General features: G+C 34.1%; 15 protein-coding genes. 1 reads left to right on the top strand and 14 read right to left on the bottom strand.

Going from position 1 to position 21,620, the window contains the following annotated elements; all coding sequences use genetic code 11:
* Entirely contained in the window at positions 1-894 is an 894-nt protein-coding gene (cyoE, locus tag Q0787_RS18015; protein WP_298904472.1) for a heme o synthase, read from the bottom strand.
* A 186-nt stretch (positions 895-1,080) separates the two neighbouring features.
* On the opposite strand from cyoE, the gene Q0787_RS18010 reads away from it, so the two are divergent.
* A complete protein-coding gene (locus Q0787_RS18010) occupies positions 1,081-1,965 on the top strand; it encodes an MBL fold metallo-hydrolase (protein WP_298904471.1) in 885 nt (294 codons plus the stop codon).
* Positions 1,966-1,970: 5 nt separating this feature from the next.
* Here the strand turns inward: Q0787_RS18010 and Q0787_RS18005 are convergent, their stop codons facing one another.
* The 13 genes from Q0787_RS18005 to Q0787_RS17945 form a co-directional block, all read right to left on the bottom strand.
* Positions 1,971-4,082, bottom strand: coding sequence for a gliding motility protein RemB (locus Q0787_RS18005; protein WP_298904470.1), 2,112 nt, complete (start codon positions 4,080-4,082; stop codon positions 1,971-1,973).
* Positions 4,083-4,201: 119 nt separating this feature from the next.
* The gene (locus Q0787_RS18000; protein ID WP_298904469.1) at positions 4,202-5,002 is read right to left on the bottom strand and encodes an energy transducer TonB; all 801 of its coding nucleotides are present in this window, start codon (positions 5,000-5,002) and stop codon (positions 4,202-4,204) included.
* 116 nt (positions 5,003-5,118) lie between these two features.
* Complete coding sequence (locus Q0787_RS17995) at positions 5,119-5,844, bottom strand: energy transducer TonB (protein ID WP_298904468.1); 726 nt, start codon at positions 5,842-5,844, stop codon at positions 5,119-5,121.
* 64 nt (positions 5,845-5,908) lie between these two features.
* Positions 5,909-6,292 (bottom strand): VanZ family protein, encoded by a 384-nt coding sequence (locus Q0787_RS17990; RefSeq protein WP_298904467.1) that lies wholly within the window; start codon positions 6,290-6,292, stop codon positions 5,909-5,911.
* A complete protein-coding gene (gene gcvH / locus Q0787_RS17985) occupies positions 6,264-6,644 on the bottom strand; it encodes a glycine cleavage system protein GcvH (RefSeq protein ID WP_298904466.1) in 381 nt (126 codons plus the stop codon). Before gcvH ends, Q0787_RS17990 begins: the two co-directional genes overlap by 29 nt.
* A gap of 60 nt (positions 6,645-6,704) precedes the next feature.
* Complete coding sequence (sprA, locus tag Q0787_RS17980; RefSeq protein ID WP_298904513.1) at positions 6,705-14,141, bottom strand: cell surface protein SprA; 7,437 nt, start codon at positions 14,139-14,141, stop codon at positions 6,705-6,707.
* A 6-nt stretch (positions 14,142-14,147) separates the two neighbouring features.
* Complete coding sequence (gene ruvA / locus Q0787_RS17975) at positions 14,148-14,729, bottom strand: Holliday junction branch migration protein RuvA (protein WP_298904465.1); 582 nt, start codon at positions 14,727-14,729, stop codon at positions 14,148-14,150.
* A gap of 82 nt (positions 14,730-14,811) precedes the next feature.
* On the bottom strand, positions 14,812-17,091 hold the full coding sequence (locus Q0787_RS17970) for an NADP-dependent malic enzyme (RefSeq protein ID WP_298904464.1): 2,280 nt from the start codon (positions 17,089-17,091) through the stop codon (positions 14,812-14,814).
* 116 nt (positions 17,092-17,207) lie between these two features.
* Positions 17,208-18,494 carry an HlyD family efflux transporter periplasmic adaptor subunit gene (locus Q0787_RS17965; RefSeq protein ID WP_298904463.1) on the bottom strand — a complete coding sequence of 429 codons (1,287 nt, stop codon included), beginning with the start codon at positions 18,492-18,494 and terminating at the stop codon, positions 17,208-17,210.
* 58 nt (positions 18,495-18,552) lie between these two features.
* Positions 18,553-18,717, bottom strand: a complete 165-nt coding sequence (locus Q0787_RS17960; protein WP_298904462.1) for a hypothetical protein — start codon at positions 18,715-18,717, stop codon at positions 18,553-18,555.
* 80 nt (positions 18,718-18,797) lie between these two features.
* Positions 18,798-20,981: a peptidase domain-containing ABC transporter gene (locus Q0787_RS17955; protein ID WP_298904461.1), complete on the bottom strand. Its 2,184-nt coding sequence runs from the start codon at positions 20,979-20,981 to the stop codon at positions 18,798-18,800.
* Between the two features lie 103 nt (positions 20,982-21,084).
* Entirely contained in the window at positions 21,085-21,255 is a 171-nt protein-coding gene (locus tag Q0787_RS17950) for a hypothetical protein (RefSeq protein WP_298904460.1), read from the bottom strand.
* 124 nt (positions 21,256-21,379) lie between these two features.
* Positions 21,380-21,574, bottom strand: coding sequence for a hypothetical protein (locus Q0787_RS17945; RefSeq protein WP_298904459.1), 195 nt, complete (start codon positions 21,572-21,574; stop codon positions 21,380-21,382).
* Positions 21,575-21,620: the final 46 nt, after the last annotated feature.

The raw sequence follows: 21,620 nt of genomic DNA, 5'->3' as shown, positions 1-21,620 counted from the left end.
TTATCTTATAAATTTATCTGCAACATATACAATTTGCAATAAGGTGATATACGAGACGCTTGCCAGCATTAGTTGTCTTGCCGCCTTAGAGGTTCGTTTTTTAAATAATTCGAAAGCATAGTACAACATAAATAGCCCAAGAGCAAAAACAATTATCGCCGCAACGATTGATAATCTCAAATCTCCAGTTACACCAAATACAGGGACAATAGATACTAATATGGTCCAAATCGTATACATAATAGTTTGTACAGCGGTACCTTTATCTCTTTTTCCTGTGGGTAGCATATAAAATCCACCTTTCTTATAATCTTCAAATAAAAACCAGCCAATAGCCCAAAAGTGAGGAAATTGCCAAAAAAACTGCAACGCAAATAATGTTCCCGGTTCGATTCCAAAATCATTTCTTGCTGCGACCCAACCTAGCATAAATGGAATAGCTCCAGGAATAGCGCCAACAAATACGGCTAAGGGCGTTCTTGTTTTTAATGGTGTATATACACAAGTATATAAAAAGATTGAAATAGCTCCATACATAGCCGTTCTTTCATTAATTATATACAACACAACAATCCCAAGAATCGTGAATAAGCTAGCAATAATAAATGCCGAACGTACACTCATTCGACCTGCCGGAATAGGTCTGTTTTTAGTGCGATCCATCAAGGCATCTAAATCTTTTTCAATAATTTGATTAAAGGCATTAGATGCTCCTACCATAAAATAGCCTCCAAAGGCAAGTAATACCAGTGTGTAAAGGTCTACTTCTATTGCACCAAGTAAATATCCAGCGAGTGCAGAAAATACAACACTTACAGAAAGTCTTATCTTAGTGATTTCTTTAAAATCTGAAATTATTGAAGCCTGTTTAACAGATGATTTTGTAGTACTCAATACTCGTCCTTTTATTGCGTTTGCAAAGATACTCTGAAAAAAGCTTTTGGGCAATTCTAAACATAATTAAAATCAACATAGACGTATAATACTTTCAGTACTAAAATAACGCTAAGTTTTAAATCTGAATTTAATGATTGTAAGTTTCCGTATCTTTAGGAGACTTTAGATTAAAATCTTTACACTATGAAACGTATCTCTACTCTTATCCTTTTGGCTTCCTTTTTCTTTGGAAATGCCATCTATGCACAACGCTTTGACAATGTTAAAATAGAAACAGTAAAGGTTTCTGACCATGTTTATATGCTTATAGGTGCCGGCGGAAATATTGGTATTTCTCTAGGCGATGATGGTGTGTTTGTTATTGATGATCAATTTGCACCTCTCACCGAAAAAATACATACAGCTATTAAAGCACTTAGTGATAAACCCATTAACTTTTTAGTAAATACCCATTATCATGGCGACCATACAGGTGGAAATGAGAATATGCAAAAATTGGGTGCTACAATTATTGCTCACGATAATGTAAGAGAACGTTTAGAGACAACCCCAAAGCGCGATGGGTCTTCTCAACCTAAGGCTGCATTGCCCGTAATTACTTTTAATGACAAGATGAGTATTCATGCCAATGGTGAAAAAATTGGTGTTTTTCACGTTGATAATGCGCATACAGATGGTGATGCCTTATTGTATTTTACAAAAAGTAATGTGCTGCATACAGGAGACACTTATTTTAAAGGACGCTATCCTTATATCGATTTAAAATCTGGAGGAAGTGTTAATGGCTATATTGAAGCTGCCAAATTGGGCTTAAAGCTTATTGACGACGACACCAAAGTTATTCCAGGTCATGGTACACTATCAACTAAAGACGAGTATCAATCGTTTTTGAGCATGCTGGAAGATTTAAGAACAGCTGTGCTTAAAGAAATAAAGGCTGGTAAAACTGAGGACGAAGTAGCAAAAAATGCAAGTGTTACAAAAAAGTATGATGACTTAAACTATGGAACGGGTTATATTAACTCTGAAACGATACGTCGTACATTTTACAGAAGTCTGAAGAACTAAACGTCTTAAAAATCATTATACCAATTAAATAAATCGGTTCTTAACCCAACAGTGAACCAAACGGTATCTGTATTTAATGCTGCAGCGGTATTGGCTTCCGGATTATAATTTCTGAAGGTAATATTGGTAAATAATCTGAGGTTCGTAACTGGGTTAACAACATACCCTCCGCCTAAATCGGCCTGAAAAACTGTTGTAGTATTCCCCTGTCCTACAGTAATTCCAGTATCTGCATTTCTATCAATTTCACTTCTGTAGATATTACTTCCATAGTTGAAATCATCATTGCCATCATTGAAATCAAAACCACGTTTTCCGAAGATAAATTTAGCATCTGCAAACCAACGTTTATAATGATAGCGTCCAATGGCAATAGCTTCACTAAAATTTGCTCCCCAAAGATGAGCCATAGGTTGATTGTTATGGGCATAATTTAATACAATAGAATTGTGAGAATATGTATAAGGTCTCACTCTATTGTATTCTAACTGAAGTAATAAATTATCAACCTTGAAGGCATTGAAATATTTAATACCTAGTTGATAGCCAAATTTATTTTTCCAACTTTTTTCACCTCCTGTAATATCACTTATTGAAAACTCATCAAGAATAAATTGTCCGTAAAGATTTACTTTATTATTCCATTTATATTTTACCGAAGCTCCCAATATAGCGTTTCCTGCATCTTGACCAGTAGAAAATTCTATTGCTCGATAAAAAATAACTGGGTTTAAATAATTAATATCGAAACCTCTATTATTGTCATTGCTCCAAAGTACAGATTCAAATAAGCCAATATTTAAACGTTTTGAAACATTCCAACTTAAATAGTGATTGGCCATATATTTTGTTAAAAAAGCGCCATCTTCCCTTACTTCTGCTCTAACATCTCTAAGCCACATCCAAGTATTGGTATATTTTATTTTCCAAAACTTAGTGTTTAATTTCAAAAATGGATATGGACTGGTGGCGTCACTTTGTAATAGTGATCTATAGCCATCTCCAATAAAATTCTTACCGTGTCCAAATTGAATATTTATAAAACTAGCAGGTGTATAAGACAAATATGCTTCTGCTACAGGGTAATCAAAACCATCATCTTTAAATATTTTTGCTAAACCTCTTCCGGGAACAATTGGTTCTCCACCAGCCGCTGTAAGTGCATTTGCATATTCGTTAAAATATTGAGCAAAACGACCTTGACTCTCATAAATAGATGCCGAAAAATTAAATTTTTTCCCAAGTCCACCTTGAATAAATATCCCTCTTGTATTGTTATAGGTTGTACTAAAATCGGCTTCAGTGTCTTTTCCCAGTTGCAAATCAAATACAGGATCAACTGTAAACCAATAATCCTTACCTTGTACCTGTACTAAATGCTCATTCCACAACTTTCTGCTCCACCACGCATCACTCCCTTTAACTAGCGCTTCTTTTTCGGCTTTAAAGTCATAATATTTGGCCACATCTTCATAAATAAAAGGTTTTGAGGCTGTATGACTATTAGTTCCCAATCCGTTCATTTGTTGATCAAAACGTGCATAATAATTATGTGTAAAAGGAATATTTAACTGGCTACTATATTCTAATTTTTCATACTTAACGATGCTGTCATTTACATTATCAAATTCATTACTCACATCAGCATTGAGATTTTCTACCTTTCTAATGTCTAGACTTGAGGTGTCTTCTTCTTGAGTTTTAATTTCTGAAGGGTCTTCTAACGGGATTTTAATACTGAGTGAATATTGAAAAAACGTAGGTCTACCATTATAGGTTCCTGGTGTTACTTTTGGTAAGGCTTCAAAAATGCGTTTGGTTTCATCCATTAGTTCTTTATAAACGGCATCCACATAAAGTATGGTAATCTGTCCTTCTTTATCAACTTCAAAAAGCACATTAACCTCACCTGTATAGTTGTCATCAGAAACTATTTGGGGCATCTTAAATGAGGTGTAAATCTCTGTATTCAATTTAGTATTAAAACAGGCTTTTAATGCTTCTATGGGTTGTGATTCGCAGCCTGGATAAATAGGTGATTTCTCAAAAGTTGATACATTTTGTGCAGTTAATAAACCAAAAGAAAATAAAACAATGAATAAGAAGCTATTCTTCATAGAGCGAGCGCATCACATTAGTTGTCGAAAGATACTATTTTTTTCAAAAAGCAAGCAATAAAAAAAAGACAGTCTAGATGGTTTTAGGCTGTCTTTTTTATTTTGCAACTAAAGTGATATTAATTATCTACCTTAAATACAATTGGAAGGTTGTATATTACTGAAACAGGCTTATCTCTTTGCAATCCTGGTTTCATTTGCGGAATCTTTTTGGTTAATCGTTCTGCCTCTTTTTCTAAGCTTGGGTGAGGTGCTCTTGTAAGTACTTCGGTAATATTTCCATTAGGACCTATTTTAAACTGTACTTGAATTTTTTGAACACCACTTAAGCCATGTTCTGCAGCCAAATCTGTATTGAATTTCTTTTGCACCAATCGTCCTAACTTATCCGACATACATTTTACGCGTTCCTTATTGGTTTTCTTTTTTTCGCAACCTGGGTAAATAGGTACAACTTCCACACCTACCAATGTGAAAACCTCTGGAATAGTATCTACTTCCCCTGGATCAACAACGCTATCAGGGTCAACTATTGGTCCAGGAGTTGGATCTGGAGCTGTTAAAAATTCTGGAGTTTCTGGTGTTGAATCAGTATGGTCTACAACTTTTGGCGGTTGTGTTAATATAATTTTCTTTTTCTGCTGTTTAGCAGGATCTTGTTTTGGCGTATCTGGTTCTGGAATAACTTGGGTGGTAAAATACATGTCCTCATCAGGCTCTAAATAAACAATTCCATCGGTTGTAGCCTTGTGTTCAAATTGCATTTCAAACATGGCATAGGTCCCTAAGAGGCAAAGAATCAAACCAATTTGAAAATAAAGCGACGAGTTTTTTTGTAAATTTGCATCGTGCTTGTGTGGTTTTTGCACTGTTTTATTGCTCTGACCAGCAATGTTGTGCGATTTGTCAAAATCTTTCATAATACTTAATTTATAATGTTAATATTATGATAAAAACACAATAAGCATACCAAAGTAAAAATCCCATCTAATTAATTAGATGGGATTTTGAAATTTTATGATATATCTTATAATATCTAGTCTTGCACTTGGAATAGGATTGGTAAAGAGTAAGGTACTGTAACCGCCTTACCTCTTTGCTTACCAGGTTTCATTTTAGGTAAAAGTCCAATGACACGCTTAGCCTCTTTTTCAAGACCTGGATGCGGAGCTCTGGCCTGAACACCAATTATGTTTCCTGTTTTATCTATTTTGAAAATCACATTGATACGCTGTCTTCCAGATAATCCTAGATCACTAGCTAAGTCTGTGTTAAATTTCTTATTTACAAACTTGCTAATCTTGTCAGACATACACTGCTTTTTCGCATTGTTACCTTTTTCTTTTTCGCAACCTGGAAATACAGGTACGTTTTCAATTACTGCAAAAGGAACTTCAATATCTTCTTCAACCTCTTCTACTTCTACTTCTTCAACTTCAACAATTTCTTCTTCTTGATCTGTTTCTGTAGATTCAATTACGGTTTCTTCAATTTCTTTTTCATCTTCCACAATCTCTATTTCCTCAGGTACCACTGGTGGTGGAGGCGGTGGAGGTGGTGGAATAATTTCTTGGTTTGTAATTGGAATTTCTTCATCTTCAAGAGCATCCAAATCTAGTTGTCCTATATCGATGGCTTCTTTTTCGTAAGACTTATAATTGATAGTCATATACGTTAAAGCTAGCATCAATACCATACCTACTGCAAAATAAAGCGAGCTATTTCTGCTTACATCTGATTTTATATTCTTTTTAGGTTCCATGTGCTTAAAAGGTTTTAAGAATGCTAAATTAACCAATTATTTGTTAAAAAAGCAAGCTATTATTTCATTTTAACTTTAGTTTATTTCTAAATTTCAACACAACAGTTGCAAATAAGACTCCTAGACTATTTGCAAGTGCGTCATAAACATCCAATGTTCTGTAAGATGTTATTAGGTTTTGTAAAACCTCAATAATAATGCCATAAAGGATTACAACAATTGCAGATATTACTATTGCATTACGCATTTGCTTTGTATTGCAATAATTAAAAACCAGCAACGCAAATACAAAATAGGCTAAAAAGTGATAAATTTTATCATCAAAAGAAGAGCCTAAACTTGGGAAATCTCCAATAGTTGCTAAACTACCTATTGTTAATGCCAGTGCATATAAAATGACAACAGGCAATGCCCATTTTTTAAGCGCCAACAATAGCTTTGTAATCATCGGCTGATAACAAGTTATCTATTTGAGAGGCATCAGAAAACTTAATTTTTATCATCCAACCATCTCCATAGGGGTCAGAATTCACTTTTTCAGGTTCATCTTCAAGAGTTTCGTTAAATTCTGTAATTTCACCCGATAATGGTAAAAACAAATCTGAAACTGTTTTAACAGCTTCAACAGTACCAAAAATTTCTTCGATCTCTAATGTTTCGTCAACTGTTTCTACTTCAACATAAACAATATCTCCAAGTTCGCCTTGAGCAAAATCTGTAATGCCAACTGTAGCTGTATCACCTTCTATTTTAACCCACTCGTGGTCTTTGGTGTATTTTAAATCTGATGGTATATTCATCTTATAAATTGAAATTAATGTATGACTACAAATGTAATTTTTTTAGACTTTAATTACTACTTAATTTCCAAAATTGTATCGTAAGGTAAATCCAGATCTAATGGTTGTTTGTGGAAATGCCGTAGAGATTTCATATTCTGAAAATGTATAATCGAAGTAGAAAATAGCTGTGAGGTTTTTAGTAAACGCATAATCTGCGGTATACTTAAGTCCCCAAATTGTTTGACCTTGAGTAATTTGATTATTCTCAATATCCAAATACCTAATGATCGTTTTATTATTTCTTACTGAAATATCTGCTTTCATATTAAGATCACTCTTAATCACTTGTCTCGGACCTGCTAACTTAGATCGTATACGAAGATCTTTTATACGATATCCTAATCCTAAAATGTATTCATTACCTTGAATTTCGGTAAGTAGATTATTATCAAAACTCAACGATAAGATTCTATCTTTTTTCATCTCGGCTAAGATTTTAATCGAGTTTTTCATTTCAAAATCTAATCTAAACAATGGGCTAAATTGCTCTTCTAAGTTAATATTACTATAGATTGTTCCGTTTTTGAAGTTACCTGATTGATCTAAAACATCCTGGTTTTGATTTTCATAAGGTACACCTGGTTGTAACAATGTAGGATCTAAATCTAAGTTTGTTCTAAACTGATTAATTGTATAGCTAGAGCGATAACCATGAGTGATAGAGAAACGCTTAAAATTCTTTTTAAACCATTTCATTTTCATGAAACCTGTATACTTTAATTGCCAATTTGGAATTGGTATATCTCTAAACGCCGATAAACTAATCTTATCTGGATTTGTTCCTTTATAGGCTGCTAAAAATGCAGGCAATAATACGGCTTGACTGTTTTTTCCGAATCCAAGAGGATAACCTTCACCATCAACACCGAAGTTATTGTTGCCGTAGAAATTTCTTGCCAATCGTCTAGCAACTGTTAATCTATTATTTCTAAAATCTTCAAAAGCGGCAGATTGATTTTCATCACTTTTACTAAATGCTGTCTTTATTAAAGCTGTTGAAATATTAAAGTTTCCGAAGGAGTTTGTAATCAACCTATTGTAGGTATTACTAAAACCATCACCATTTGTATCTGTCGTATTGAAATTTTGTGTTGTGTTTTCAGAGTATACGCGTCCTCCTGTAAGGTCGATATTTAAGTCTTTGATTAATTCTACATCTGCTGAAATATCTAAAATACGATTTCTGGTTTCACTATATTGTTGATTAAAATCAGGGAATACTGTAAGCCATCCATTACGTGCCGCTAAATCTCTAATATCACGTTGACTTCCAAAAGTATAACCTAATGTAGGTTTAAATGTTCCTATGAAACCAGGTGTTCTGAGATAACCAGGAAGATAAGACCCATTGTTTTCGGTGTAATTTATTTGAACACGTTTTACTGCAGTTAATAAATCAATGGCACCATCTAATATTTTAGAACCTGCGCCTTTCTTTGACTGCTGAGTTGCATTATTTGCAGTTGTAGCATTACCATCCTTAGTTAAGGCTCCTGGAGTAGCTGCTCTAGATCTTGATGTTCTGGTTTTCTTTTTGGTTAACCCAACATGTTTATATAATGTCTCTAGATTAAATGTTGAGTTAATATTATGTGTGTTGGCATTTTGGATTGAATTACCCAAGTTATAGGTTGTAAATGTTCCGTCTTCATTTTGAATTGGTAAATTACTATTCAAATCAGATCCTTTTTGCCATTGGAAATCTCCAGTATAAGAATACGTAGCGCGGATAAAACTCAACGTAGGAATCTTATTTAACGGCAATTCGTAATTAACCTGTAATTGTTGGTTTTGAATATTAGGATCACCAAGATCAAAGAAGCCATCCCAAACGTCTAGGCTTGGGTCTTGTCTGCCATTTATAATACCTCCAACAAAATAATTTCTTACAATGTTAGTATTAGCGGCTGTAAAGTTTAAACTCAAGGCTCTTGTTAAATTATAATTAATGGCATATTGCGTGTTGAAATTATAATTTCGTCTAAACAGTTCTTGTAAACCAATATTATCTCCAGTTAAGTCAACTTCTCTAAATTTCTGCTTATTAAACTGCCTAATAATATCTGTATTGACAGAAAAACTGGTAGGAATTGGGTTAAAATTAAAGTCCTTTAATATTTTCCAATATTTTCCTGTAAACAGCGAATCATTCTTTTTAAAAGGTTCTATACTTTTTGGCTCAAAAGTGTAGTTATAATTTACACCAGCTCTTACATTTTGACTTAGAGAATTTTCAATTTCAAAGTCTCGTCGCTCTTCTTTGTTATAGGAATAATTAAATGTTAAGTTTTCTACATCATAAAATCTCGGTTTCTTATCTGTAGTTCTATTTTTTCTAACACCAATAAAATTGATACTTTTTCGCTTGGTATAATTCTCATTAACATTTAAAATTGAATCTCTATTGGTTGTATTATCTAATTGTGTTTGCAGTTTAATATCTCTATAGAATTCGTCATATTCTGGCGTTATAATTTGTTCTCCAACCGCATAATTAAATGGCAACTGAATGCCCCATTTTTTAGGTAATAGTTGTCCAAGGTTTAAATTGGTAACAATATCATACTGCTCAACATCTTCACGGCTTCTTTCATTTGGTCTTTGTTCTACTGAGCCAAAGCCAATTGTACTTTTTCGTCCTGTTGCACTTATATTTGCAAAATCTGCAAAGTTAGCATCCAAGGCTCCAACTGCAGCCCATCCACCTTCATTATCTAAATCGGCTAAACGCAATTCATTAAACCAAATTTCTCCGCACGCATCTGTACCACTTTGACCAGAGTTTTTTACACCAACCATAAGTACACGAACGTCCCCAAAGTTAGGATTACCTTTTATAGCGACTCTTTGCTGACCAATAGTGTATGGGTCGAACTCGGCCACTTGGGTAAGTTCTCCATTTACCAAATCGTAGAATGTAGGATCGATATTAGCCAATGTTCCGTTGGCAATCCCGAGAGATTTCATTTGTTCTAAAACATCCAATTCTACATTAATCTCATTAACTTCTGGCCAGATACTTTCTGGAGTAGACATTCCTGAAGACACTTGTAAAGGAACTTCTATTTGATAGAAATTCTGGGTAAAATCATTACCCATTCTAATAAACCCAACAAGGTCGCCATCATTAAGTGTTCCTGTATCTCCTTCTTCAGCATGAATAAACATTCGCAGTTTATTATACTGGCGCATGTCTACATTTATATTTTTAAAGACTCCTCTAGAATCTTCTGGTTCTAAATCACAAACCTCAACTTGTAATGACTGTTCATTTTGTCTAATAATGTTGTTGTTGTTATTCAACTGTTCTAAAACAACACCTGGAGGTAATACATAATTACCATCATTCTCTTGAAGCCCAACAACACCAACAGTAAACTCTGTGTTGTCATTATCATTATTTGGCTCATCATCTAAGGTTAATGTGTAACGTCTCCAATCACTTCTAACGAGGTCTAAAGTTGCAAAACGTAATACTGTAGTCTCTGTAAAATCTTCTAAAAACAAACGCGCAAAACGTACAGATCTAATATCTGATATACCTCCTACAGCCGTTCTAAATGGGCTTTCTCCTATTGGAACTCTAAATTGATACCATCGCACTGATGCTGTTTGTCCGTTTGGCAAAGTTACATCTCTATCTTTTACATCGTTTATTTGAGGGTTATTAATATCGAGTGTATTTTGATTAATCTCAATTTCATATTGATAGTAACTATCAATTGTATTCATTGTATTATCCCTATTGATATCTTCAACATCTGGTTGAGGCGTTGACCCTCTATTTGTATCTGTAAACACATCTGGGGAGTTCCCTTGCTGACCGTTATATTGCTTGTAACGTTCAAAGATATTTCCTGTAGTATTTAGATAATATGTATAGTTATCTTTTGCCGGATCCGGTCCAAACAATGCACCATTAGTAAATTGTAATGCTTCTTCTGTATCGTCATAACCATCATAACCTACATCTTGATTAGTACGTTGTTCTCCACCTGTAGAAAATGTATAAATTAAAGATTGGTTTCGTGGTACTACGCTTTCATATGCGGTTTGAGGTAATAATGGTGTTATATCTCCATTTTCTGGCAATCCGTTTTCATATTGCTTTTTCCCATCTTTTAATATATCTTCTGAAATATTACCAAGATTGACAAATAACTTTCCTGACAAACCACTCGCTGGTGGTGCATTAAGGAAAGGGTCTTGTAACCAAAATTCTATATACTCAACGTTGGCTTGTTCAAAATCTGTAGAGGTTATCTGTCTTGTAATCCCTGCCCAACTAGTTGCAGGATCTAAATTGTCATTTACAGCACCAGGATCAAAATTATATGGCCCTCTTTCTGTTGGGTAATACACCAAATCTAAGGTGTTAATCACAGTACTTTGCCCTTGAGCAATATCAATTTCAGGAAAAACTTCATCTATAAAAACACGCCTTGTATATAAATCAGAAACATCATCGTCACTAATATCATCTGGTCTTTGGTTGCTATAGAAAATTGGGTCGATTGTATACCAGTTTAAGAATGCTCTTCCATATCCATTTTCAATTCCTGGGTTATTTATCGCGTCATTTTCTGGCACACCGTTAACTGTACGAGGTCTACTAGATAAGAACCAAGATTGTGGTGATAATAAATCGATAGCGCCTTGTGTTCCTTCAAAATCATCTACATACGCCGTAGCTTCACTATTAAAATCGGTGCCTTTTGGAGCGCCTGGCGCCAAATAGGCAAATTCACCTCTTACCGAAAGATTTGAAGGCGCATCTGTATCAATATTAGGCAACTTGTTCACCAATCTTGTAAAGAACGGTACTTCTGTAGAGTAGTTTCCGTTGAATCCAAAAATAGTGTTGTTAATTGGCTCTGTGTTATAATTTGCTTTCTGTGTGATAGGACGTTCATTAAGGTTTAATAAGGTTGCACCTAGCACAAAATTTTCATTAAATTGATGCTCTACGTTAACCCCTGTAAAACGTCTTGTTTGCTGTCCAAATACAGCGTTATTTTCTACGGAAACATTAATAGGAATATTAGACGATTTTAAGGCTTCATCAATGATGTAAACACGACCTATTTGATAGTTTACAGTATAGTCTTGTCCTTCAACAAGCGTTCTACCTCCAGCGGTAACAATAACAGATCCTCTTGGCACATTGAAAGCACCTAAAGGAATCCCATCGCCTCCAGAAGATTTAAAACGACCTTTAATTTGGAACTTATTTTTTTCAGCTTCATCTAAAGCCGCTGTTTTTGTTTGTTTATATAGAATATCATAAACATACTTTTCTTGATTGAGATTGGCATACGTGTCTTGTTCATAATCCACCTCATTGTTATTGGGGTTACCATCATCATCAAGAATATCAAAAAGGTAGCGACCAAAAGGCTCTACTTTGGTAAAGATAATTTTGCCGTTTTCGGTTAACACGGTAAGTCCTGGAACAAAGTCAAAAAATCCATCACCATTTATTTGTGGATCTCTGTTGAAATTTAATTGGTCTAAATGAAATAATCTAATTAAAGGTGTGTCAATTATTTCACCATCATCAGTATTATCAAATGGTGTGTTGTTATCAAAAATAGGGAATGACGTCCCTTCAACAGGAGCAATATAATTAAGTGGTGATGCTTCTGTATAGAATATATTTAATCTAAAATCTTCTTGATCTAGCTGAAATGCACCAGTATCATAGATGTTCTTCATCATTAAATCCCATATAGGTTGATTCACATCTGTGATTGGACTCTTAAGCATTTTAACAATTAAACTTTGCGTAGATCCAACCGCAATTACAAAACTATCATTAATTCCATCTGCATTGGTATCTGGTCCATTATCTATAAGCCCATCACCATCGACATCAGAATCTGTTGCATCGTTAATACCATCGCCATCGGTATCTACACCATTATCGGCCGTACCATCACCATCTTGATCAACATCGGCAACATTAGGAATGCCATCACCATCTTGATCGTCGGCAGTTGCTGTAGAATTCACACCATCGTTGGCAAATTCACCAACTTGAAACACTTCACCTCCAATAGTATATTGGAATGCTACTGCTACAATTTCATCATTTAATAATCTCTGATTTAATGAAATATATCCCAATTGTGTGTTAAGTGTATAGTCTCTCCCTTGCTCTAATTTTCTTGCATTTTCTAATTTACCAAAATCAAACCCTTCATTGGCTGGTGTTAAAATCCCTTGCTCTGCAGTAGTGATATCTCTAACACTTGGCGATAAGAACGAACCAGCTCCACCAATATTAGTTGGATCGAAAGCATTGTTTCCGTTATCTGGAAATTGCGAACCTCCAGGGTTCAAAAAACCACCAGGAGGCACTCCTCCGTTAAGTCCTATGGTTTCAAATTCACCAATATCTTGTAGCGCTACAATATTTCTTACGTTTTCTGTTTGGTTACTTCTATTCGTTACCCAAACCTCAATTCTGGTAATTTGAATATTATTATTGATAAACGGGTAGCGACGAATAGCATCGTCATAAGAATTTCTAAAGTATTGTGCTAAGAAATAGTGCCTGTTTTCGTCATAATCTCTAGCAAAAAACTCAAACTCTTCTACTGTCCCTCCTCCTTGAGCAACAACCGATTGCGATTGCGATTTTTGTTCAGAAAAAATAGCTGTCACTCTCGTTTTTCCAAATTGTAATTCGGTTTTTACTCCAAATAAACTTTGAGCACCTGTAATTAATGAGCTATTAATTGGCATGCTCACATTACCAACTTCTATCTTTCTAACAATATCGTCTTCTGTAGGTGTATATTCTAACTTAGTAAGTTGCTGAAAATCAAAAGTAGACTCTGTGTCGTAATTTACAGTTACTTGTAAACGTGTACCTACTTTTCCTAATAAACTTAAGCTAATACGTTGATCAAAATCAAAGGTAAAATTACTTCTATTTCTTGGTGAGAATGTTGGATTATCTTGTTTTGTAAATAACACACCTAAATCAACCTCGGCAGAACCTTGTGGAATTACTTCTATAGTATTTCCTCCAAAAATAGATTCAAAGAAACTTGAGTTAACGTATAATTCTGGTATTAAGTTTTTTTGTTGATCTTCGGCTCCTTCTTTCTTTCCTTCCTTAGCGTCAATTTTTTGTTTATAGTATAACCGTTGTTGTTCCATTAACACCAGTTTTTGAAACTCGGCTGGTGTAAGAATGATTGGATAATTAATATTAAAACTTCCAACTTTTTCAGTATAAATGTACCTATCTGTTATTGGGTCATAAGTGTATTTAGAAACAATACTTTGTGGATTAGGAAATTTTAAAACGCCAAGAGAGAAACCTGTTTTTGTCGAATCTTGAGTTGCTGGTGTTGTCTGTGAATAGCCAAAATTGCTAACCAACATACATGCTAGAGCAAACAAAAGGTAACGCGATGATTTTGATATAGTAAAGTTAGTTGTAATCAAATTTTATAAATTTTTTAAAGCTTCTTTAATAATAGTTTCAACACTTGCATCTGGTTGAAGAGACACAATTTTATCCACGACACGTTCGGACTGCTTTTTAGCAAATCCTAAAACTTCTAAAGCTGATAACGCTTCATCTTTGTTGGTATTGTTTTTATTAACAGAAACTTCGTCAATATCGTAAACTTTTAGCACTTTATCCTTTAAATCTAGTATTACACGGGCTGCTGTCTTGGCACCTATACCTTTAATAGATTGTATTAGGGCCACGTCACCATGAGCAATACCTTCTTTTACCTGTTGCGGGGATAATGACGACAACATAGTTCTAGCTGTGTTGGCTCCAATACCGCTTACCGAAATTAAAAGCTTGAAAATTTCGCGCTCTGCAACAGAAGAAAAACCATATAACGTATGAGAATCTTCTCTAACAATTAAATGTGCATATAGTTTAAGCGCTTCCCTATCTGGAATTTGAGAAAACGTGTGTAATGATATATTTAAAAGGTAACCAACACCATTGCAATCTATAACGACATCTGTTGGATTTTTCTCCACCAATTTACCTTGAATGTGTGTTATCATTTACTCGCTTTCGTTAAAAACTCAAATGTAATAAAATTATTTACATTTCAAAGGTGATTATTTGGCTAAAACGCTATGATTATTAGCTTCTTTTTTTACTTTTTTGTTGTGCATCAATAACAGCAATAGCAGTCATATTGACTATTTCGTCTACACTAGCATCCAATTGTAGGATATGGGCTGGTTTTTTCATGCCCATCATAATTGGACCGATAGAGTCTGCTTTATTGAGTTCTTTAAGTAATTTATAGGTAATATTTGCCGACTCTAAATTTGGAAAAATAAGTGTATTTACTTTTTTCCCAGCTAGCTTTGAAAACGGAAATATATCTTGAAGCATTTCTTTATTAAGTGCAAAATCAGTTTGTAATTCACCATCTACAACCAAGTTTGGATGCCTCTTATGCAGATATTCTACGGCTTCCCTAACCTTAGTAGCTGTTTGGTTTTTAGAAGAACCAAAGTTTGAATATGAAATCATTGCCATTACGGGCTCCATACCAAACATTTTAACAACACCAGCTGTCATTTGAGCAATTCTTGTAAGGTCATTCGCTGATGGGTTGATGTTAATGGATGTATCACTTAAAAACATCGGGCCACGTTGAGTCATCATCACGTTAGTAGTTGCTATTCTGGTAGATCCAGATGCCAAACCAATAAGCTCTAACATAGGCTTTACAACAGATGGATAACTTCTAGAGTAACCTGATATTAAAGCATCGGCATCACCTTCGTTAACCATCATTGCTGCAAAATAATTACGCTCACGCATTAATTTTTCAGCAGAAAACAAGGTCACACCTTTACGTTTACGTTGCTCCCAATATACTTTAGCATATTCATTTTTGCGTGCTTCTTCTTCATCAGATTTTGGATCAATAATCTCTAAATCGCCTTCAAATTCAATCTCTTCCATGAGCATAAGAATCTTATCCCTTCTTCCCAATAATATTGGTATGGCAATACCTTCATCATAAACAATTTGAGCCGCTTTCAATACATCTAACTGATCTGCTTCGGCAAAAACAACACGCTTAGGGTTTAGTTTTGCTCTATTTAATAGGAGCCTAACAATTTTATTATCTGAACCTAATCGTTCTAAAAGTTCATCCTTATATTTTTCCCAATCTTCAATTGGCTCTTGGGCCACTCCGCTTTCCATCGCTGCTTTTGCAACGGCAGGCGGTACTTCAGCAATTAATCTTGGGTCGAAAGGCTTAGGAATGATATAATCTTTTCCAAAAGTTAAACGGGTTTCACCGTAGGCAATATTTACTTGTTCTGGCACAGGTTCTTTAGCCAGTTTAGCTAAGGCATATACTGCTGCCATTTTCATTGCTTCATTAATTTTGGTAGCACGCACATCTAATGCGCCTCTAAAAATAAAAGGAAACCCAAGTACATTATTTACTTGATTTGGATGATCACTTCTACCTGTAGCCATAATAATGTCGTCGCGAGTATCTATTGCTAATTGATACTTTATTTCGGGATCTGGATTAGCCATGGCAAAAACCACAGGGTTTTGAGCCATCATTTTCAACATGTCTTGCGATACTATATCAGCTTTTGATAAGCCTATAAAAACATCGGCATCTTTCATGGCCTCGTCTAGTGTATCTATTTTCCGATGTGTAGCAAATTCGGCTTTTTCCTTTGTAAGGTTTTCTCGATCATCTCTAATCACGCCTTTACTATCTAACATCACCATGTTTTCGCGCTTTGCTCCACAGGCTTGATATAATCTAGAACACGAAATAGCAGCCGCTCCAGCGCCACTTATAACAATTTTCACATCTTGAATACTTTTTTCCGCTAATTCTAAAGCGTTTAGTAAAGCTGCCGCAGAAATAATAGCTGTTCCATGTTGATCGTCATGCATTACTGGAATATCCAGTTCTTCTTTTAACCTACGTTCTATTTCAAAGGCTTCTGGTGCTTTAATGTCCTCAAGGTTAATTCCCCCAAATGTTGGTGCAATATGTTTTACCGTTTCTACGAATTCGTCAATATTTTCAGTGTCAACTTCGATGTCAAACACATCAATATCTGCAAAGATTTTAAAGAGTAAACCTTTACCTTCCATAACGGGTTTAGATGCTTCCGGACCAATATTCCCTAAGCCTAAAACTGCAGTTCCGTTAGAAATTACGGCAACCAAATTTCCTTTGGCAGTATATTTATAGGCATTATTTTTATCTTTTTCTATTTCTAGACAAGGCTCTGCAACTCCTGGAGAATAAGCCAAAGATAAATCTCTTTGGGTGGCGTATTTTTTGGTTGGAACAACCTGAATCTTTCCAGGGGTTGGTTTTGCATGATAAACTAAGGCTTCTCTACGTTTACTTTGCTTGCTCATATATGTTATGTGAATTAATCAATAATTATCGCTTCGGACAAACCGAATTACAAATGTAAGTGTTTTATGAGAAATGAAATATAAAAGCAAGAGAGATATAAAGACACTTTCGTGCACTAACTACCTAAAACTTCTCTTAGTTGATAAAAGAACCGTTCAATTAAACGCAGGTCTTCTGTTATAATTTCAGCAGAACCCAACATCTCTTGTTTAAATTCTATTTTTTTATTGTAAGATGTTACAAGTTCTTTAGGCAATTTTACATTGACTAGATACAATCCATCTTTATCAGGAATTGCCGAAATGTACATGACCTTACCATTTAAAACTCCAAACTCCGATTTTGGAAAGTTATCCACTTTGACGTTTACTGTTTGATCTATTTTTATCTTACCCGAATTTTGAGCAGGTGTTTTTAATTTAGCTATGAATGTTGAACTTTCATTGGGGATAATTGTAAACACCAAATCACCTTGATTCACTGTTTGGTTTGTATTATAATAATTTAAAAATGATACTTGTCCATTAATGGCAGATTGAAGTACATACATTTGCTCCCAGGCTTTAATTGCATTTTTTAACTGATTAAATGATTGAATGACGTTTTTTAGCAGTCCCATTTCTTCCTTAATCTGATTAATTTTGGAACCTTTAGATGTTTTGTGAGCATTACTAATTCTCTCTTTTATTTGAGAAATTGAAGTTTCAAAATTTTTATAGTTTCGTTCTGTTTGCGCATACTCAAGCTGCTTACTTTCATAGCTTTGTGCAGAAATAACACCTTTATCAAACAACGACTTATGACGTTGTAACTCTTTATTTTTAAATTCAAGTTCCTTTTTATTAATGCGTTTTTGAGCATTTAAACTTTGAAATCTTTGGTTTAATTCTGAAATCGAATATTGATTGGCAAGTGCTTCATTTGAAAACGGCTGTAACTCCTTATTCAGTTTATATTGAATATAACTATTTTCAAATAGTGCATATTGGGTATCAATGTCACCTAAAAACAATATTGGCATGCTATCAATAGGAAAGTTGACCGTTTTTTTATTGATAGTTATTGTATCTAAAACTTCTTTAAGCATGAATACGTCTTGATAATTTGCCGAGTTTTCTATAATAGCTAAAGGTTGAGATTTTCCAACCTCTTGATTATCAGAAACCAATAATGCATTTAGTTTTCCTGTTACCTTTCCATATATTTTTTGAGATGGGATTTCTGTGGTAACTACTGCATTTGCATTTATGATATCAGGGTATTTCACGAACCAAGATATACACAAAAGCATAATTATAAGTAACATGATTAATGTGTTTCCCCAAAGAATCATCCAATTAGGTATGGCATCTAGAATGTCTTGAACTTGTTCGCTGCGAAGTTCTATATTATTGTCTGGCATACGTATATGATTTAAAACATAAGAGCATTAATGCAAATGCCCTTATGTTTGTTATAATTTAGCTACATGATGCAGCAAATGGGCATGGTGTTCTTGGGTCTCCAACCCATCCATTACATGATCCGTCAGAGCACCATTCACAGCAGAAACCTAACCCGCCTCCATGAATTTGCATTTGCTCTATTTTTGTTATAACTGTTCCCAGTTTTAAAAGATTTTTCATAATTAAAAAATTTTAATATTAATTGTCTGTAACCATTTTAAGACATTTACAGTTTATGTCTATCTCTCGCTAAAATATCTTTACTGCCCTAGTTCTAATTGGTTTTTCACCAAATTGTAATACCCTCCTTTTAAGGCGATTAATTCTTTATGGGTTCCTATTTCTGAAATGTTACCATTATTCAGTACGACAATTTGATGTGCATTTTTCACAGTACTCAATCTATGCGCAATAACCACAGCCGTTTTATCTTTAAAAAATGTGTCTAATTTTTTCATGATTACTTTTTCATTATTAGCGTCTAAGGCCGAAGTGGCTTCATCAAAAAACAAGAACTTTGGGTCTTTATAAACCGCCCGAGCAATAAACAACCGTTGTTTTTGTCCTGTGCTAAGACCAGATCCTTCTGCTCCAATTTTAGTATTGTAACCTAAAGGCAAGCTGTCTATATAATCTGAGATGTTAGCAACATCAATAGCGTGTGCTAACTTGTCTTTATCAATATGATCTTGCCCTACAGCAATGTTATTAGCAATCGTATCATTAAACACATAGCCTTCTTGCATTACTACGCCACAATGCGCTCTCCAAGTTTGTTGAGATACTGTATTTAAGTTAAATTTATCAACGTTGATTTCTCCTTGATCTGGTTGGTAAAAACGCAACAACATTTTCATAAGTGTTGTTTTTCCAGAACCACTTACCCCAACAATAGCTGTTGTTTTATTAGCAGGTATTGTAAGCGATAAATTTTTTAGTACAGGTTCTAAGGCTCCTGTGTATCTAAATGAAATTTCATGTAATGTTATAGTTGCATTTACAGGAATTGAATTTATCTTTTCTTCATCGTTTTCCTCTTCTTCCATATTGTGTATTTCTCCTAATCGATCAATAGATATTTTTGCATCCTGAATATCTCTCATGAAATCAATGAGTTGAGCAATAGGCCCATTTAACTGACCTACGATATAACTAATTGCTAACATCATACCTAAGGTAATATCTCCATCGATAACTAGTTTTGCAGACAGTACAGTAATAGACATGTTTTTAATTTCATTGATAAAGTTTGAGCCCACACTCTGTGTTTGTTCTAGGGCTAAACTCTTTGAAGCGATTTTAAATAAACGGGCTTGGACATATTCCCAATTCCATCGCATACGTCTTTCGGCGTTATGCAATTTAATTTCTTGCATTCCGCCAATTAACTCAATCACTTTACTTTGCTCATCACTTATTTCTGAAAATCTCTTATAATCTAAAACCGCTCTCTTTTTAAAAAAGAACAAAACCCATCCGAAGTAAAACACACTTCCGATAATAAATACAGCAAATATTTGAAGGCTGTAATAGCCTAAAACAAGACCAAATATTATGAGATTAAAAAATGAAAAAAGCATGGTTAAAGAGGAGGTGGTAAGTATACGTTCAATACGTTTGTGATCATTTATTCTTTGTAGCAAATCTCCAGTCATTCGTACATCAAAATATGAAATAGGTAACTTCATAAGCTTGATAAAAAAGTCTGAAATCAATGAAATATTAATACGTGTACTTAGATGAAGTAGAATCCAACTTCTTATAATTTCTAAACTAGCTTTACCAATAAAGAGTGCTATTTGGGCAAAAAGTATGAGATAAATGAAATTTAAATCTCGATTATTAATGCCTATATCTACAATACTTTGGGTTAAAAACGGAAGAATTAATTGTAATAAGCTCCCAGCCAATAGCCCAATAATTAATTGAATAATGAACTTTTTGTACCGAAAGAGGTACTTAAAAATGAAGTTAAAGCCAAATTTTTCATCATCATCAAATTCAGATTTATAAAACTGAGGTGTTGGATCAAGCATTAAGGCTATGCCTTCTTCTGTTATATCGTTGGCATTGTTACCAATCCAAAATTTAATAAACTCTTTTTTTGTGTAGGTTAGTAAGCCTTGAGCCGGATCGGAGATATGAATTTTGTCTTTTTTTACTCGATATATAACAACATAATGTTTTTTATTCCAATGCACAATACAAGGTAGTGGTGCTTCCTTTAATTTATTAAATGACAATTTAACTCCCAATGAACGAAAACCAATAGATTCGGCAGCTTCACTTAAGCCTAACAAACTACTTCCTTCTCTGGTAGTTTCACTTAGCTGTCTTAATTGTTGTGTATTGATTGTTTTACCATAATGTTTAGCAATTATTTTAATACATGTTGGACCACAATCTTTAGCTTCTGTTTGTCTATATGTTGGGAACTTTTTCAAATTTATTCTATTGGTACTAGATTTATAATTCAATTAAAAGCGAATAATAAAGACTAAAAAAAGGCCAGGATTACTTAACAATAATCCTGACCAATGATGAATCTTATAAGATATGATAATCTACACAAAGTCCATTTTTGCAAAAGTAGTCTCCTGGACATTCTCCAAATGGACCACATCTTTGGTAAATAATATCAAATCCTCCACCGTTTATTGATTCTTGTTCTGTTTTGCTCAATTTTTGAGCACCATCTATGTTTAATAAATTTTTCATAATTAAATATTTAAGAATTATAGTGAAACATTTAAAGACACTCACTGATTATGTCTACTTCATGAGTTAACACATTATCCCCAAATAAAAATTAATTCTATTTGAGGATAATGGCTTGCTCTAATTAAGGATTACAACAAGGTCTGTTCTTGGTGTCATACTTACATGGCACACAATGGTTTCCATTACAGAACCGTTCTGTTGGACAGCCGCTACAAGTCGTTCCTGAACAAGGAATGTAATCGTAACCACCCTTAATTTGCAATTGCTCATTTTTATCTAATTGATGAGCTCCTTCAAGATTTAATAATTTTTTCATAATTAAAATTTTAAAGATTATAATTACAGTAAACATTTAAAGACAC

Origin of the sequence: uncultured Psychroserpens sp., assembly GCF_947492715.1 — a bacterium.
Taxonomy (GTDB): Bacteria; Bacteroidota; Bacteroidia; order Flavobacteriales; family Flavobacteriaceae; genus Psychroserpens.
This window is presented reverse-complemented; position numbering and strand designations above follow the sequence as displayed.